The 16,373-nt window shown below is 55.4% G+C and carries 14 protein-coding genes; 9 read left to right on the top strand and 5 right to left on the bottom strand.

Annotation, left to right across the window (positions count from 1 at the left end):
• Window position 1: 1 nt before the first annotated feature.
• Window positions 2-559, top strand: coding sequence for a 6-phospho-3-hexuloisomerase (gene hxlB, locus GC101_RS22760; RefSeq protein WP_171719137.1), 558 nt, complete (start codon window positions 2-4; stop codon window positions 557-559).
• 167 nt (window positions 560-726) lie between these two features.
• Here the strand turns inward: hxlB and GC101_RS22755 are convergent, their stop codons facing one another.
• On the bottom strand, window positions 727-1,047 hold the full coding sequence (locus GC101_RS22755; protein WP_039304833.1) for a cupin domain-containing protein: 321 nt from the start codon (window positions 1,045-1,047) through the stop codon (window positions 727-729).
• Window positions 1,048-1,312: 265 nt separating this feature from the next.
• The gene (locus GC101_RS22750) at window positions 1,313-3,874 is read right to left on the bottom strand and encodes a heparinase II/III domain-containing protein (protein WP_246354476.1); all 2,562 of its coding nucleotides are present in this window, start codon (window positions 3,872-3,874) and stop codon (window positions 1,313-1,315) included.
• Between the two features lie 293 nt (window positions 3,875-4,167).
• Here GC101_RS22750 and GC101_RS22745 point away from each other — a divergent pair, with 293 nt between their 5' ends.
• From GC101_RS22745 to GC101_RS22710, 8 genes are all read left to right on the top strand, one after another.
• Window positions 4,168-5,064 (top strand): carbohydrate ABC transporter permease, encoded by an 897-nt coding sequence (locus GC101_RS22745; protein WP_042140380.1) that lies wholly within the window; start codon window positions 4,168-4,170, stop codon window positions 5,062-5,064.
• A 45-nt stretch (window positions 5,065-5,109) separates the two neighbouring features.
• Window positions 5,110-5,973: a carbohydrate ABC transporter permease gene (locus tag GC101_RS22740; RefSeq protein ID WP_171719222.1), complete on the top strand. Its 864-nt coding sequence runs from the start codon at window positions 5,110-5,112 to the stop codon at window positions 5,971-5,973.
• A gap of 60 nt (window positions 5,974-6,033) precedes the next feature.
• Window positions 6,034-7,797, top strand: a complete 1,764-nt coding sequence (locus GC101_RS22735) for a cache domain-containing sensor histidine kinase (RefSeq protein WP_171719135.1) — start codon at window positions 6,034-6,036, stop codon at window positions 7,795-7,797.
• A complete protein-coding gene (locus tag GC101_RS22730) occupies window positions 7,772-9,433 on the top strand; it encodes a response regulator (RefSeq protein ID WP_171719134.1) in 1,662 nt (553 codons plus the stop codon). The genes GC101_RS22735 and GC101_RS22730 overlap by 26 nt, the downstream gene beginning before the upstream one ends.
• A 91-nt stretch (window positions 9,434-9,524) precedes the next feature.
• Window positions 9,525-10,919 (top strand): ABC transporter substrate-binding protein, encoded by a 1,395-nt coding sequence (locus tag GC101_RS22725; RefSeq protein ID WP_171719133.1) that lies wholly within the window; start codon window positions 9,525-9,527, stop codon window positions 10,917-10,919.
• Window positions 10,920-11,075: 156 nt separating this feature from the next.
• A complete protein-coding gene (locus tag GC101_RS22720; RefSeq protein ID WP_042140377.1) occupies window positions 11,076-11,459 on the top strand; it encodes a winged helix-turn-helix transcriptional regulator in 384 nt (127 codons plus the stop codon).
• A 45-nt stretch (window positions 11,460-11,504) separates the two neighbouring features.
• Window positions 11,505-12,638, top strand: a complete 1,134-nt coding sequence (locus tag GC101_RS22715; protein WP_425497157.1) for an NADH-dependent flavin oxidoreductase — start codon at window positions 11,505-11,507, stop codon at window positions 12,636-12,638.
• 216 nt (window positions 12,639-12,854) lie between these two features.
• The gene (locus tag GC101_RS22710) at window positions 12,855-13,262 is read left to right on the top strand and encodes a winged helix-turn-helix transcriptional regulator (protein WP_246354474.1); all 408 of its coding nucleotides are present in this window, start codon (window positions 12,855-12,857) and stop codon (window positions 13,260-13,262) included.
• 45 nt (window positions 13,263-13,307) lie between these two features.
• Here GC101_RS22710 and pepT read toward each other — a convergent pair whose 3' ends face one another.
• The 3 genes from pepT to GC101_RS22695 all read right to left on the bottom strand — a co-directional run bounded on the left by pepT (window position 13,308) and on the right by GC101_RS22695 (window position 16,356).
• Window positions 13,308-14,540 carry a peptidase T gene (gene pepT, locus GC101_RS22705; protein ID WP_171719130.1) on the bottom strand — a complete coding sequence of 411 codons (1,233 nt, stop codon included), beginning with the start codon at window positions 14,538-14,540 and terminating at the stop codon, window positions 13,308-13,310.
• Window positions 14,541-14,636: 96 nt separating this feature from the next.
• Complete coding sequence (locus GC101_RS22700; RefSeq protein ID WP_171719129.1) at window positions 14,637-15,296, bottom strand: class D sortase; 660 nt, start codon at window positions 15,294-15,296, stop codon at window positions 14,637-14,639.
• A 28-nt stretch (window positions 15,297-15,324) separates the two neighbouring features.
• Complete coding sequence (locus GC101_RS22695) at window positions 15,325-16,356, bottom strand: hypothetical protein (RefSeq protein WP_171719128.1); 1,032 nt, start codon at window positions 16,354-16,356, stop codon at window positions 15,325-15,327.
• Window positions 16,357-16,373: the final 17 nt, after the last annotated feature.

Genomic DNA, 16,373 nt, shown 5'->3' with positions numbered 1-16,373 from the left:
TATGGATACGCTGGATTACGCACAGGAAATTGTGAAGGAGCTGCAGGGCTCGGTCTCCGGACTGAACGCCGCAGAAGGCGAAGCCATGGCTGAGCTGCTGCTGCGCTCCGGGCAGATCTTTGTAGCCGGTGCCGGCCGCTCCGGCCTGATGGGCCGGGCGTTCGCGATGCGGCTCATGCAAGCTGGTCAGGCTGCGTTTGTCGTCGGGGAGACGGTAACCCCGGGGATCGGCCCCGGCGATGTGCTTGTGCTGGGCTCCGGCTCCGGCGAGACCAAGGGGCTGGTATCCATGGCGGAGAAAGCCAAGGCGATCGGCGCAGCTGTAGTGCTCGTGACCATCAGCCCTGATTCGTCACTGGGGCGTCTCGCTGATTATATCGTCAAGCTGCCGGGTTCGCCCAAGGATCAGGCAGACGGGAGCTATGCTACGATCCAGCCAATGGCTTCCTTGTTCGAGCAGACGCTGCTGGTATTCTACGATGCGGTTATCCTGCGGATGATGGAGCAGACGGGGCAGACCACGGGCAGGATGTTCGGCAAACATGCGAATCTGGAATAACGTAACGTAAAGACAGCCTGTCCGGAACTTCCGGGCAGGCTGTCTGCATTGTAAGGGTGCCGGGCGATGGCACTGCTGATGTTGATGCTGCTGCCGGAATGGGCAGCGGCACTGTCTATTATGGCAGGTGCCAGGCGGGATGTGCCTGCCCGGCTACCTATATCAGCTTAACGCTTAAGCAGATCCTCGCGGATCGGTGTGAACACATCGAGCAGCGCCGAATTGGCTTCAAGCGCAGTCACTCCATGCTTGGCGTTAGGCGGAATCGCTATGCTCTGGCCTGCGGACAAGGCGTATTCCTTGCCGTCGATGCGGAAGACGAAGCTGCCGCGCAGACAGTAGCTCATCTGCTCATGCACATGGCTGTGCTCGTAGCCCTCGGCGCCTTCCTCGAAATGAACCTCCATCATCATCAGACTGGCTGCCGCATTCAGAATGCAGCGTTTGACGCCCGGCTCAGCCGGTTCCCATACTCCTAGATTACTCATACTTTATTTCCTCCTTGTAAGTGTTATAGGCATAAATGTTGTACGTTGTGCAATAATGCTTCCTTGATAGCCGGGTGTTCGGGAGAATTGTTGTAGAAACTGCAAGAATAAATCTGCCAAGCCGCGTGAACGGGACGAAATGCTGCCTTTTATACAACAATTTTGGATTTGGGCAGATATTATCAGGAAAATTTTGTATTCCGTGCAGGATTTTATAGAAGGTACTGGAGCTCTGCCGTGAATAGCAGATGAATCGGGAAATTCCTTATTGCGGAACGGCAATCTGAATCGTTCCCGGCTTAAGAATCAGGGTATCGTCCGCCGCGTGGCCGCCGCGCTCTGCTTCCGCACCTTCCGTGCCGAGTACCCGGAGCGGGACGCCGCCGGGAATACGGACGCGGCGGCTTTGCCCTGAGCCGTTGATGGCGGCAACGCACCATGCACCGTCTGCGCGGGAAATCTTATATACCCGCACACCTCCGCCGGCGTCTTCGCACAGCAGCGGCTCCAGCCGCAGCGGGGGAGCTGCTGCTGTGCGCGGATGCAGCAGCACCACATAGTCTTCGCCCGCCTTGCCGTGCACCCGGAAATGCTGCTGCGCCGCCAGCGGATAGGCTCCGCCTACAGCACCTTCTCCGGCAGTGATGACCGGACTGGCCGGCTCTGCAATATGCGCACTCAGCCTCATGCCGCCTAACGCTGCAACCTCAATCTCCTGCCCCGTGATCTCAGCCTCTGTACTCAGTGTATGCAGATTCCACACGCTGTCTGCTCCGTCCTCAATCCGGTCCCAGACCAGATAAGCGTCAAAGCCTGCCTTGATATACAGGAAATTCCGCTCATACTCACCGGCACGTGTATCCGGGATCAGGCTTCTGACATAATCCAGCTCTTCTGAGAAGATAACCTCCCGGCAGACGCTTTGCAGCGGACCGTCAGCATAGCCGCCTGAACCATCAGCAAATTGGACGATATTATGCGCCGCGCCTGATACATACCAGTGCCGGTCCCCGTTGTAATAACCGCCGGTTCCGGCATCAAGCGTCAGCGGAACCCCGTCTGCCCAGATGGAGAAATGGCCTTCGTCATGATGGGCGTGATAGGTCAGCGGCGAAGCCTCGTAGATGGCATAGTTCCGCAGGTTCTGCTCCCCGCTGCGGAAGATGACGTATCCGATGCCGGGATAATGCACAGAGCGGAGGGCGGGCTGCTGCTCCGGCAGATCCGGCTGCGGATATACAAGTGCGATCAGCGGTAGCGGGAAAGCTCCGGTATCCTGGACCGGTGCGCCGCCGTGCTTCCAGGTCCAGACCATTTCCGCCGACAGCTGCGGATCTTCCTCTGCATAGAATGGAGCTGCGTAGCCGAGCAGACGGAACCATTTCTCCTGTACATTGGCATCGCCGACGGCAGGAGTCAGCAGAACAGGTCCGGCGTCATGACCGCCCTGGATGATGTCCTCTGCGGTGACGATGCCAATCAGGAAGCGGTACATTGCTTTTACCTTGGGGTGCCTGAAGTAATCCGCTCCCTGCAGCCGCTTCAGCAGCACGAAGAACAGGAAATACCGGTGCAGCACGGCGCCGTGATAACGTACATTCTCCGGCCAAGCCCCCTCCTGATCCACTACCTCTGTCAGCTGCCAGTCAATTACGGAGCAGGCATGCTTCAGATAGCCAGCACTCTCAGGCTCCTGCGGGAAGAGCAGCGCATAGACACCAAGCCCGGTCGCCCGGTCCGCATTCCAGTTGCTGCGTTTGCCGCCCTTCTCATCAGGGAAGGTCTCCAGATCGAACCGGTAGTAGGCGGTGTCCATCATCATCGCCGCAATATAGCGTAGATCGGAGAGCAGCGCCTCTATTTCCCCGGCAGTTAACACTCCGCTTCCGGCAATCTGGTCATAGATGACCGAGACGGCGGCCAGACCGCGTCCGATATGCACAGCGCCATAAGTATCATCATCATGCCAGCCGTCCCGGCGGAAGATATCCATACCCTGCCGCATATCGGCCAGCATGTACTGCAGCTTGCGCCCCGCCCGGGCGGCATAATGATCTTCACCGCTCACCCTATACAGGTTGGCGTCAGCACCGGCAGCCTCCAGCAGATAAGCCCAGTTGGTCAGCGTGGGCCGGTTGAAAAGCGCTCCGGACTGCTCCGGTCCGAGCGGCTGTCCGTCTTCGTCCAGGAACGTAACTCCAGTGCATACGCCGCCGCTGCCAAGCGGAGCTTCCAGGCTGAGCTCCGTCTGGATGCCGTAATAATGGCCTGCGGTTACCGGCAGGCGTTCTTCGTAACGCAGCACGGTAATGCCTTCCTCCGCTTCATTGCTGATGCGTACACAGAGCACATCCTCCTCCTGTGCACCTCCAGCCGGAGTGACGCCGGAAGGCTGCAGTCCGCTTCCGCCCCCGGCCAGCCGTTCAAGCGCCACTCTGCTGCCGCTTCCCGGCTCCTGCGTCCAGCCTTTCAGCGACTGGCGGAAGCTTCCATTAATCAGCGTCACCGGCAGGCCGAGCTGGGAATGCGTCAGTCGTACACCGCCGATCCGGGCAACGCCCTGTCCCCGGACCTGTACCGACAGCTGCAGGTAAGCGGCCTGGGCGGGCACCTTGAAGACGAACGGCTCCACCCGGAATACACCGAGCCGGCTAAGCGGAACCGCTTCTTCACGTGCGGCGAATTGTGCGGACAGCTGCTGCTGTCTTACATATTCCTGCGAGATCGCCGGATACTGCTCTATTCTGGCGCGGAGCCCCTTCTGCTGCTCCTGGTCATAGCCGCCGAAGGGGCCGGCACCGGCGGTGCCATAATTAGATGAATGCATAGGCAAATTTGCGGCCTCCCCGTGAATGCGAGTTCATTAATTAAACTTACTTAATTTCTACCATAAGTATAGCTGCCCGGGGACGGGACCCGGGATGGGTAAACGGAGGGAGGAGAGGGGACAAAGCAACTGAAATCACCCTTCAAGGCAGGGCTCCCGGCTTTGAAGCCGGATTTCATGAAAAAGTGAATTTCTCCCCCTTAGCGCAGTTGCTTTCTCCCTAACTGTGTCTGCACAGCGGGATTTATGATTAAGGAAAGAAACGCGAGCCGAATAGACAGGAGGAACAATCAATGAATGGAACGAAACGGCAAATAAACGCCTGGACCTTTGTAGCACCCAGTTTGATTCTGACGCTGATTTTTGGAGTGTATCCCGTCTTTTGGGCATTGAAGTACATGTTCTATGATTATCAGGGTTTTGGTACACCGCTCTTCATCGGCCTCGATAACTTCGAGCGGTTGTTCCGGGATAAGGATTTCTGGCAGTCAGTGGTGAACACCTTCGTTTATGCAGGCGGCAAGCTGATCATTACGATCCCGCTGTCCTTTGTGCTGGCTGTAGTGCTCAACCGCGCCCTGAAGGGGCGCCAGCTGCTGCGGGCCATTTATTTCCTGCCTACCGTAATCAGTGCTTCGGTAATGGCGATTGTGTTCTACGTTATTTTCAACTCCTACAACGGAATGGTGAATCAGCTGCTGATGGGTGCCGGAATTGTATCCGCTCCCATAGACTGGCTGGGCGCCAAGCATGCCCTGGTCACGGCAATTATTATCGCGATCTGGGGCGCAGTCGGCAACTATATGCTGCTCTTTATCGCGGGGCTGCAGAATATTCCGGAGGATCTGTATGAAGCCGCTTCCCTGGACGGTGCCGGGCCGCTGCGCAAAATGTGGAGTATTACCGTCCCGATGCTCGGACCTGTGCTGCAGATGATCATCATGCTGGCGATTACCGTATCCCTGAAGGGCTACGAGAGTATCATGGTGCTTACGGAGGGCGGTCCTTACGGCAAGACGGAAGTTATGTATCTCTATCTCTATAAATTGTTCTTCCCGGTATCCAGCGGAGGATCAAGCATCCAGCAGTTCGGTTACGGCAGCGCGGTCGGATTTGCTACGGCGGTTATCGTCGGTATCATTACCCTGATTTACTTCTATGTCTCCAAGAAACTGAATGATATCTACTAAAAGAGAGGAGAATGAACAGTGAGCACAATGCATGCGGAAACGAAAATGGCTTCGGCGCAGACCAGCCGTTCCTTAAAGAACAAGGCGCTGCTGTCCCGGGTACTCTTGTGGATTTTCCTGCTGATCGTAGCAGCGTTTGCGTTATTCCCCATCATATTGGCGTTCTTCGGATCGCTTAAATCTAACCTGGAGCTGACTACAGGAACTACTCTGCTGCCGAAGGAATGGATCTTCGATAACTATGCGCAGGCCTGGACATCCGCTAATTTCGCAAGGTTTACCTGGAACAGCGTATTTATAAGCACCTTTACGACGTTAGGGACTTTATTGATAGGAACGATGGCTGCCTATGCGGTAGCAAGGGTGGATTTCTACGGGAAACGCCTGTATGTGGTCATTCAGTCCTGCACCCTGTTCATCTCTATCGGTGCTGTCGTGCTGCGTCCCCAGTTTGATCTCATGGTCTCACTGAATCTGCAAAAATCGCTCTGGGGCGTCATCATCATCCTGATCAGCGGCCATGCCACTGCATTCTTCATGCTGATCGGTTTTGTGCGGGCAATTCCGAAGGAACTGGATGAGGCGGCGTTTATTGACGGCTGCAACTTCTATAGCGTATACTTTCGTGTTATCTTGCCGCTCCTGACACCGGCGCTTGGCGTTACGGCGCTCTGGACCTTCCGCGGCGCCTGGAATGAATACATTCTGCCGCTGGTATTTACGATGACGCAGCCTTCCCTGCAGACACTTACCGTGGGTCTCGCCAATCTGAAATACGGTGTTGGCGATGCGGCACAGCCCCAATTAATGCTTGCCGGCGCATGCCTGTCGATGCTGCCGATGATTATTGTCTACATTTTTGCCAACAAATCATTCATGCAGATGACAGCGGGCTCCGTGAAGGGCTAAGCGGGCTAAGGCTAACGCGGCGGTCCACCGGCAGCCAGTCTTAACGAAGGATGTGTAATCATGCTGAAGGCCTGGCTGTACCGGACCTCGCTGAAGAAAAGAATATGGCTGACATTCACCGGGCTGACCGTCTTTTGTATCTCGGTCACCGGCCTGTGGGCCTATTCAATTGCTTCGCGGGCTATGGAACGCAACTCCATCGACCTGAACCGCAATGTGCTGAACCAGTCCGTTAACGTGCTGGACCAGAAGCTGAAGCAGATCATTGTGGCGTCCTCCACCATGATGCTGAGTGAAGCGTATAAGCAGACGATGCGGGATATACAAGCGGATAATACCGACCGGTTCTTTGCGAACTTCTCCTTATTGCAGGGCCCCTTCACCCAGGCGGAGCTGACAGAGAACTCCATTGAATCGATCCTGGTCAGTACACCGGACGGGGATTTCTACTCCGCCGGCAATCTGCGCAGAACAGCGACTCCATTTATGGAGTCTTTGCTGTATCAGCGGATCAAGGATAATCCCGAATCGAATTGGGTGGAGAGCCATGAGGACGAGCTGTTCGCGGGCAATCATCATGTAATCTCCCTGCTGCTGCAGCCGCTGACGGAGAGCTATGTGCCGGATGTCTTCCTGACCGTTAATGTGAAGGAGGACATTCTGGAGGATGCCGTCAGCGGAGGCGCGAGCCTGGGCAGTGCCAAATTTCTGTTGATCAACAAGGACGGAGCCAGTGTCTTCGGAGACAAGGAGCGGCCGGACTGGTCCCGCTCAGCGGTATTTACGAACAAGCTGCTTCAAGCGGACAGCGGTAACTTCGAATATGCTGCGGGGGGCGGGACGATGCTGGTCAGCTACGCAGACTCGCGGTATGCAGGGGACTGGCGGCTGGTCAGCTACCAGTCGAAGGAGGAGCTGCTTCAGCCTGTTCGCAGCATTCAGTGGCTGGTGCTGATGATCATGGCCGTGTGTATTGTTATCGCGCTGCTGCTGGCGAGATACCTCTCGGCACTGCTGCTCGGGCCGCTGCTGAAGCTGCAGAAGACGATGTCGCGGGTGGAGCATGAGGATCTGGATGCCCGCTTCGAGAGTCCGTTCCAGGATGAGATCGGGGAAGCGGGCCGCAAATTCAACCAGATGCTGGACCGGATCAGCGGGCTGATTCTTGAGGTCAAAGATACGGAAAAAGAAAAACGGAAGGCGGAGATCAAAGCGCTGCAGGCGCAGATTGAACCCCATTTTTTATATAACACGCTCAATACAATCTTATGGAAATGTGAAATGGATGAATATGAAGATGTGAAGCAGATGGTGATTTCCCTGTCCGCGCTGTTCCAGCTGGGGCTGAACAACGGGCAGGAGATTACAACGCTGGGCAAGGAGCTGGAGCATGTCCGCCAGTATCTGAACCTTCAGCAGCAGTGTTATGAGGGAATGTTCGAATATACGATAACTGCGGGGGCGGAGCTGCTGGAGCTGCCTGTCCTGAAAATTATTATTCAACCCCTTGTGGAGAATTCCATTCTGCACGGGCTGAAAGAGCATCGGGGCGAAGGCATGATTACGATCTCTGTATCCATAGAGGCGCAGCATCTCGTGATCCGGACGGCTGACAACGGCTCGGGCATGGATGCGGAGCAGCTGAATGCCCGGCTGAAAGAGCCGGCCGGCAGCGGGGGATATGCCCTGACCAATATCTGCAGCCGTCTGCAGTTATATTACGGCAAGGAAGCCTCTTTAACCTTCCGCAGCCGTCCACACATAGAGACTGAAGCGGTTCTCTCAATTCCAATGGAAGGTGGAGTTTATCCTGAGCCACGCTGAACCTGTAAAAATATGCATTGTAGATGATATTCCGGCTGTGGTCCGCGGCTTGTCCCAGCGGATTCCCTGGGAGGAGCACGGGATCGTCGTCGCTGCAACGGCGGCCAACGGGGAAGAAGGGCTGCTGCAAATCCGCAAACACCGTCCGGATATTGTACTGACGGATATCCGGATGCCGTTCGTAGGCGGACTGGAGATGATGAGGCTGATTCTGGCGGAGCAGCCGGGGATCAAGCTGATCTTCCTGACGGGTTATTCCGATTTCTCTTATGCCCAGGAGGCGGTGAAGCTCGGGGCCTTTGACCTGATCGTCAAGCCCTTTACCAAGCCGCAGGTGCTTGAATCCGTCCTGAAGGCTAAAGAGGTGCTGGAGCGTGAACGCTCGCAGGCTGAACAGATGCGGGGGATGGAGCAGAAGCTGCGGGAGAGTATGCCTTATCTGCGTCAGGAGTATATGCGTCTCCTGATCCGTTACGGCAGCAGGCAGCAGCACCGCAGCCAGCAGTGGGATTTCTATGCGATTACAATGAACAGCCGCGACTTTTGTGTAATGGTGGCGGAGATCGACTTTTTTGCCGAGCGTACGGCCGCGCTGGCGGTCTCTGAGGTTGAGCTGATCCGATTCGCGGTGCAGAACATTCTGGAGGAGACGATTGGCGGGTACACGCAGGGTCTCGTGTTCCGCGAGCATGTTAATCAGTTCATTATCGTGATGAATCCCCCGGTGGAGCTTGATGCGGAGCAGCTGGCCGAGCAATGCCGGGAGAATGTCTGCCGGCATACGTACCAGACCGTGTCAATCGGACTCGGCGGGGAAGTGGAGGAGGCCGGTCAGCTGTCGGTATCCTATGCCCAGGCGCTGTCTGCGCTGACCAATACGTTCCTGACCGGCGGGAACAGTGTATACCGCTATGTGGAATCGCCGGAGAGGGATGCCGCGCTGCCTAGATACTCTTTTGACAAGGAGAAAGAACTGCTCTATTGCCTGCGTTCGGCTAATCTGGCTAAGGCGGAAGAGCAGCTGGACAATATTTGGAATGAGTGGCTAAGTGCTCCCGTGCTGCCCGATCCGGCGATCGTCAAGACGATGTGCCTGGAGCTGGCCCATTCGGTCCACCGTGTGTTCTCTGACAAAGCATCAGACGCTGAGGTCAAGCTGCTGGAGAAGAAGCTGGCCGATATGAATACCTCCGCCTCATTCGAGGAGCTGCGGGGTCAGATCCGGGAATTCTGCCGCCAGGGCTGCTCTTATGTGCAAATCCGCCAGTTCAGTGAAGCGCGTGTGCTGGTAGAGCGTGCCATCGCCTACATCAACGAGAACCTGCACCGCAACCTTGCGGTTGCCGATTGTGCGAGGGAGGTTCATCTGAGCCCCAGCTATTTCTCCAATCTGTTCAAGAAGGAAATGGGGATGACACTCGCCCAGTACATTATCAGCCGCAGAATGGAGAAGGCCAAGGAGAGGGTGCTCGAGGGCATGCAGGTTCAGGATATCGCCATCTCGCTGGGCTACGAGGACCGTCCTTATTTCACTGAACTGTTCAAGAAATATACCGGCATGACGCCGACTGACTTCCGCTCCAAATACACTTCGGAGGTGCAGCGCGGAAACAGTGATTTCGTCTCCCCTGAATAGTTGTTTTCTCCTTCACTTACAAACGCGCAGTCATTCTATACTTTTCATATGAAATGAATGCGATTACACAAAGAAAAGGGAGGGTTTCAAGATGAAAAGAAATCAATGGATGCTGGCTGGAGCTTCGCTGCTGCTGGCAGGATCGCTGGCTGCATGCTCTTCGTCAACCGCTTCAAATAATACAAAGGCAGAGGGCGGGGATACCTCCGCTGAGCAAACCAAGCTGGTCTACTGGTCCATCGACCGTCATGATTCTGATTTCATTGAGCAGAAGATCAGTGAGTATGAGGGGCTTAACCCTAATGTGGATATTGAATTCAAAGTGATGGCTGACAACTACGCCCAGTCGGTGGATATCGCCTTCTCCAGCAAACAGGCGCCGGATATTCTGCGCGTGGATACAGGCAATGTACCGGCCTGGGTCAAAAAAGGCTATCTGGAATCGTTCGACAGCTATATCACGCCGGAAATGAAGAGCCGGTTCGAGAGCGTGCTCATTAATGAGAAGAATATGGTTGACGGCAAAATCTACACCCTGCCGAATATTGGCCAGTTCTGGCGCCTGATCTATAACGTGGATCTGTTCGAGAAGGCCGGGATTACCGAGCCGCCAGCTACACTTGCCGAAATGGTGGAGGACGCCAAGAAGATTACGGAGGCGGGGAAAGACAGCGGTGCTTACGGCTTCGCCGGTAATTTCAAGAGCGGAAGCGGGTTTGAACGCATTGCCCATCCGATCACAACCCTCAGTAAGACAGAAGGAACGGAAGGCTTCAATTTCCAGACCGCTAAGTTCGACTTCGGCATGTACAAGGAGACGCTTGAAGCCCTGCGGCAGATCGTAATGGACGGCAGCATGATGCCGGGTTCGGAATCGCTCGATATTGATCCGCTGCGGGCACAGTTCGCTCAAGGTAAAATCGGGATGTATTTCAACCATTCTGTTGAGCCTAGTGTGTACAAAACTCAATTCCCGACGGAAATCCGCTGGGCGGCAGCACTGCCGCCGACCGTGGACGGCCAGCAGAACGGCGCCAGCCAGGTCATCTCCGGCAGCTATCTGGCGATGAGCAAAGACTCCGGGCAGAAAGAGGCCGCCTGGAAGTTTATCGAGTGGATGTACAGCGATGAGGTGCAGATCGCTTACCAGGAAGGCGGATACGGGGTTTCTGTTATTCCTTCTGTTGCTGCCGCAGCGAAAGCTCCGGATATCCCGGGAATCGAGGACTTCCTGCCAACCAAGTATGACGGAATCTATCCGGCAACTCCGTTCACAGCTACCGAAGGACGTCTGGAAGGAACGAAGAAGATGGATGTGTTCAACAGATATATCTTTACCGGCGGAGATTTGGACAAGGATCTTCAGGATCTGAACACACGTTATAACGCCGCCCTGGACAAAGCCAAAGCTGCAGGCGACACTACGATTGAAGCCCAGCCGGACTTCAGTGCAGCCAGCCTGCAGGGAAGCCTGGTCAAGGAATAACAAGGGAAGAATAATACCACATGCAGCATACAGACCGCAGGCCATAGGCCTGCGGTCTGTTACGTTATATGGGTCTGCCCCAGGGCGTCTGCTGGCGATGTGCAGCCCCCGGGTGTATTGTAGTATGATATTAAAGAACGAAAGGAGGGACTTATATTGGCGACTGAGATTAAAGACCGTATCAATCTGAAGGAAATCAACTGCGAGAAGGAGCTTACGCTTGCTGTCATCGGCGGCAAATGGAAGCTTATCATATTGTGGCACCTGGGTCTGGAAGGAACCAAGCGTTTCAGTGAATTGAAGAAGCTGATTCCGCATATTACCCAGAAAATGCTGACCAATCAGCTGCGTGAGCTGGAGGAAGATCAGCTGGTATTCAGGCGGGTGTATGCTGAGGTCCCGCCGAGAGTAGAATACTCTATGACGGAGTATGGGCATACGCTGATGCCTGTGCTGCGCATGATGTATGACTGGGGCAAGAATTACGGGGAGAACGTCATTTGGAAAGATGACCCTGACCGCGACAGATCGATGAAATGAAATTCATATAGATTAGACTAATGGAGGAGATTGATAATTATGCTGCTGAAGACAGAATATAGCCCGCTGCTGGAGACGTTTAAGTTCGCGAACGGCATTGAACTGAAGAACCGTGTGGTGATGGCGCCGATGACCAATTTCTCCTCGAATGAGGATGGAACCGTCTCAGGGCCGGAGCTTGATTATTACATCCGCCGCTCCAAAGGGGCAGGAATGGTCATTACCGCCTGTGTATATGTATCACGCGGCGGGAAGGGCTTCCCTGGAGAATTCGGTGCTGACCACGACGGGCTGATTCCGAGCCTGCGCGGGCTGGCTGAGGCTATTAAGGGTGAAGGGGCGAAGGCGGTTCTGCAGATCTTCCACGGCGGGCGCCAATGCCCTCCGGCACAGCTGCCGGACGGACAGACGGTCAGCGCAAGTGATGTGCCTTCGGAGCTTCCGGGCGGCGGGCAAGGACCGGTTCCGCGCGCACTGACGGATGAAGAAATTACCGGAATTATTGCTGATTTCGGAGAAGCTACACGCCGGGCGATCGAGGCCGGATTCGATGGTGTGGAAATTCACGGTGCCAACGGCTATCTGCTGCAGCAGTTTTTCTCCCCGCATTCGAACCGGCGCGAAGACCGCTGGGGCGGCGATCTACAGAAGCGCCTGGCCTTCCCGCTGGCTGTTCTGCGCAGTGTCAAGGATGCGGTGAAGCAGCATGCACAAGGGGAATTCCTTGTGGGGTACCGCTTCTCGCCTGAAGAGCCGGAAACACCGGGAATTACGATGGCCGATACCTTTGCGCTAATCGATGCACTGACAGGGGAAGGGCTTGATTATCTGCATGCTTCCCTGATGGAGCTGTGGTCGCTGCCGCGCCGGGGTACCGAGGACAGCCGTCCGCGGATCGAGCAGATTGTAGACCGCGTCGGAGGCAAGGCTCCGGTAATTGGAGTAGGCTCGCTCTATACCGCTGCTGATGCCCTGAAGGGTCTGGACAGCGGGATCAGCCTGGTCGCTCTGGGCCGTCCGCTCCTAATTGATCCGGACTGGGTTCAGAAGGTTGCCGAAGGGCGTGCAGCTGAGATTAAGACTGAGCTGGACCCTGCCGCCCAAGCTGAGCTTGTAATCCCGGACCCGCTCTGGAATGCACTGATTCATACGCCGGGCTGGCTGCCGGTGAAGCAGTAATAGCAGGCAGCAGGAGGGTGTCTGTCCTGTGTCTGTAACTATTGATGACCTCTGGGTGCCTATATTTAAGGCTTCCAGAGGTTTTTTGCCATATTGGCATAAACGTGGAAATCTATATATGATACAATCGTATTAATTAACGGAACATCCTACAATGAGGAGTTTGCAGATATGAATGTACAGGGGAGAAACGATAGTTCCGGCGATGCGGAAGAGATGAGGCATGATGAAGAAATGGATTCTTTTCAGCGGACGCTTGAGGTCATCGGCGGTAAATGGAAAGGAGTCCTGCTCTACCATCTAATCAGCGGTACAAAGCGGTTCAATGAACTGCGCAGATTATGTCCGGGAATTACCCAGCGGATGCTGGCCATGCAGCTGCGGGAGCTGGAGCGTGACGGTCTGGTTCATCGTGAGGTGTACCCGCAGGTGCCCCAGAAGGTAGAGTATTCTCTGACCGAATGGGCCCGGGGCCTGGAATCCGGCCTGCTTAGTATCAAACATTGGGGCGAAGGATACAGGGAAGTGCTGGCCCAGAATGAACCTGAGCTGCAGCCTGCCGGGGGCCGGGCCGGAGAAGACTCCGTGGAAGCAGCTCCGCGCAGCACAAATACCCCCGGATAAGCGGGATGCGCTTTATCCGGGGGTATTTGTGCTATGCAGGAGGCGTTAAGCTTTTTGCTCAGCCAGACGGGCAATCTCTACGATAACCTGAACAGCCTTCAGCATTACGTCTACAGAGGCGTATTCGAATTTGCCGTGGAAATTCTCGCCGCCGGTGAAGATATTCGGTGTCGGCAGGCCCATGTAGGACAGCTGTGAGCCGTCAGTCCCTCCGCGGATCGGGCGGATCACCGGCGCTATTCCCAGACCCTCCATCGCTTCCCGGGCGATATCAACGATGTGGCGCACCGGCTCGATTTTTTCACGCATATTATAATACTGGTCATTCATCTCCAGCACTACATTGTCTGCTCCGTAAGTAGATTTGAATTCATCCACAATGGCGGCGATATGGGCTTTGCGGTTCTCGAAATTCTCGCGGTCAAAGTCACGGATGATATACTGCAGCTTGCTGTGCTCAGCGTTACCCTGCATGGAGATCAGGTGGTAAAAGCCTTCATATCCATCCGTGAATTCAGGCGCTTCACCGGCAGGAAGCCGGAGATGGAAGGCCATGGCGATTTTGGAAGAGTGGATCATCTTACCCTTGGCCGTACCGGGATGTACGTTGACCCCATGGAAGCTGATTTTGGCGGCAGCGGCATTGAAGCTCTCATACTCCAGCTCTCCGAGCGGGCCGCCATCAACGGTATAGGCATAGGAAGCGCCGAATGCTGCAACGTCGAACTTATGCGGGCCGCGTCCGATTTCTTCATCCGGGGTAAAAGCAACTCTGATCTTACCGTGTTTGATCTCCGGATGCGCGAGCAGATACACCATCGCCGTAACGATCTCCGCAATACCAGCCTTGTTATCTGCCCCCAGCAGGGTAGTGCCGTCGGTGGTAATCAGGGTATGCCCCTTGTAGCCGCTCAGCTCCGGGAAGCTCTTCGTAGTCAGAACAATGTTAAGCGCCTCATTTAGCACAATATCGTTCCCGTCATAGTTCTCGACAATCTGCGGCTTCACATCCGTGCCGGTGAAATCAGTCGCCGTATCCAAATGGGCCAGGAAGCCGATTACCGGAACATCCTTGTCCGTGTTCGCCGGCAGTGAAGCCATAACATACCCGTGCTCGTCCACTGTGACTTCCGTCATCCCGATCTCCTGCAGCTCCTCTACCAGCTTATGGGCAAGCACCATTTGGCCGGGTGTGGAAGGGCAGGTCTCGCTGTCCTCATTCGATTGGGTATCCATTTCAGCATAAGAAATAAAACGCTTGATCAGCTCTTGTTTCAATTCAGGTCATCTCCTCTTCATCTTCGTATGTCTATATTATCACGATCCGCCAGAGGTCTCATCCCCGTGCGGACTTCCGAAGAGAGAAATGTCTGCTTACGGCTGCCGTACCAGCGGCTTGCTTGCAATCAGCCTGGCCGAGAGCAGATAGCGGTCAGGAGCTGAACCAACGTAGGAGAAGGGATAACAGGTGATCAGGGTAAGGACAGCTTCTTCGCTTGGCTTAATCGCTCCCCGTGCTTCTGCGTCTACAATCCTGCTCCCTGTGATCTCATAGGTGAACTTCCCCTCCGCCGTTTCGAGTTCAATGATATCGGACACCTCCAGATCCCCAAGGCTCCGGAACACTGTGTCGCGATGTCCTGCCAGTACGCTGTTGCCGGGGGAGCCTATGGCTGCACTCCCTTCGTCATGCCCTGCCCCTTTTTTTAGGGCTGTCCGTCCCGTCCCCTCCAGAATAGCCACGCGTTTGTCCAGCTTTGGAAAATAGATCTCTCCAATCACCTCCCCCTCCGTATATGCGGGGTTGACGCCGCCTTGTTCTGCTGGGGTGCTGATCATACCGTCAGGCAGCGGAGTTTCTTCCTCTGTTGCCACGGGGAGCTGGGCTTCCTCCCTCTTTTTCTCCCAGGTTTGCAGGGCTTCCCTGGCTTCTGCAGGCGCTTTGAAGATCTGTACAGCCGAATACAGCATAACGCATAAAGAGAGTATGAAGATCAGCTTCACGGCTAAGGATATACCGGAATGCTTCTTCATACTCTCTCCTCCAGCCTTCTGTGTAATATTATTTCTTCGATCCCAGCTTGCGGATGGCGATCAAGCTAATGATGGCTACGGCCATGCTGGCCAGAATCAGATTGTACCAAGGTTCAGCAGTATCCGGCAGCTTGCCGTCCTCATCCGGTCCGGCGAGCGGAAGCTCGTCATCGGTAAGGGTTACCCCGTTATCCGGTGAAGGCGCTGGTGTACTGCCGGCGGTGACAGCTCCGGCGTCTGGTGTAGCAGACGGGCCGCTGCCTCCATTGTTATCCCCGCCGCCCAGCGGTACCGGTGCTTCACTTACAGCTACCTCATCAACTGCCGGTGTTGCCGCAGCGGTTGGTGAAGGAGATGGCGTTAGGGCAGGTGCCGTGCTGCTGGATGGCAGATCCGTCGGAGCCGGTGTTGCTGTTGGTGTGCTGCCTGGTCCGATTGTGGATTCCGGCGTTGCCGTAGCAGTCGGTTCTCCCGTAGGCCCAACTGTAGGGTCTGGTGTCGCAGTCGGTACTGGCGTTGCCGTAGGCTCAGCTGTAGGGTCTGGTGTAGCAGTCGGTATCGGCGTTGCTGTTGGCTCAGCTGTCGGCGCAGGATCTGCCGTGGCGGTGAATTCAAAGGCTACGCTCACCGTCTTCCCCTGAAATTCATTGCCGGCTTCAGGCGGGAATAACACATCCATCTGGATGGCCTCTTGCGCAGCGCCCTCAAGCGAGCCGATAGTCACCCGGCCTTCTGCCTCGCTCATTACCCCTGTATAGATGATTACTCCCTCTTTTTGCAGGGTCATTTGCAGGATTTTGTACAATTCTGCGTCCCCGGAGAGGAATTTGAAGTCTACAGAATAATCAAACGGGTCATTTCCGTCGTTGATCACCGTATAGTCTGAAGCCATAGTATCTCCCGGCTGCATGTTGTTCATGGTCGCAGTGCTGGTCGTATGCGAATTCACGGTCAGCTTAATCGTGTCCTCGGCGCTGGCCCCTCCGGCATGCCATACGACACCAGCCAGAACAACTAGAATATAAGCGCCTAGCAAGGACGCGCGATAGCTCTTTTTCACATTCCCGCCCCTCTCTT

The organism is Paenibacillus phytohabitans (genome assembly GCF_013141775.1).
GTDB classification, from domain to species: Bacteria; Bacillota; Bacilli; order Paenibacillales; family Paenibacillaceae; genus Paenibacillus_AQ; species Paenibacillus_AQ phytohabitans.
This window is presented reverse-complemented; position numbering and strand designations above follow the sequence as displayed.

Coding starts and splice junctions, on each gene's coding strand:
- GC101_RS22735 (WP_171719135.1), top strand. CDS start 6,034: ATGCTGAAGGCCTGGCTGTACCGGACCTCGCTGAAGAAAAGAATATGG.
- GC101_RS22725 (WP_171719133.1), top strand. CDS start 9,525: ATGAAAAGAAATCAATGGATGCTGGCTGGAGCTTCGCTGCTGCTGGCA.
- GC101_RS22700 (WP_171719129.1), bottom strand. CDS start 15,296: ATGAAGAAGCATTCCGGTATATCCTTAGCCGTGAAGCTGATCTTCATA.
- GC101_RS22755 (WP_039304833.1), bottom strand. CDS start 1,047: ATGAGTAATCTAGGAGTATGGGAACCGGCTGAGCCGGGCGTCAAACGC.
- hxlB (WP_171719137.1), top strand. CDS start 2: ATGGATACGCTGGATTACGCACAGGAAATTGTGAAGGAGCTGCAGGGC.
- GC101_RS22750 (WP_246354476.1), bottom strand. CDS start 3,874: ATGCATTCATCTAATTATGGCACCGCCGGTGCCGGCCCCTTCGGCGGC.
- GC101_RS22745 (WP_042140380.1), top strand. CDS start 4,168: ATGAATGGAACGAAACGGCAAATAAACGCCTGGACCTTTGTAGCACCC.
- GC101_RS22740 (WP_171719222.1), top strand. CDS start 5,110: ATGGCTTCGGCGCAGACCAGCCGTTCCTTAAAGAACAAGGCGCTGCTG.
- GC101_RS22710 (WP_246354474.1), top strand. CDS start 12,855: ATGAGGCATGATGAAGAAATGGATTCTTTTCAGCGGACGCTTGAGGTC.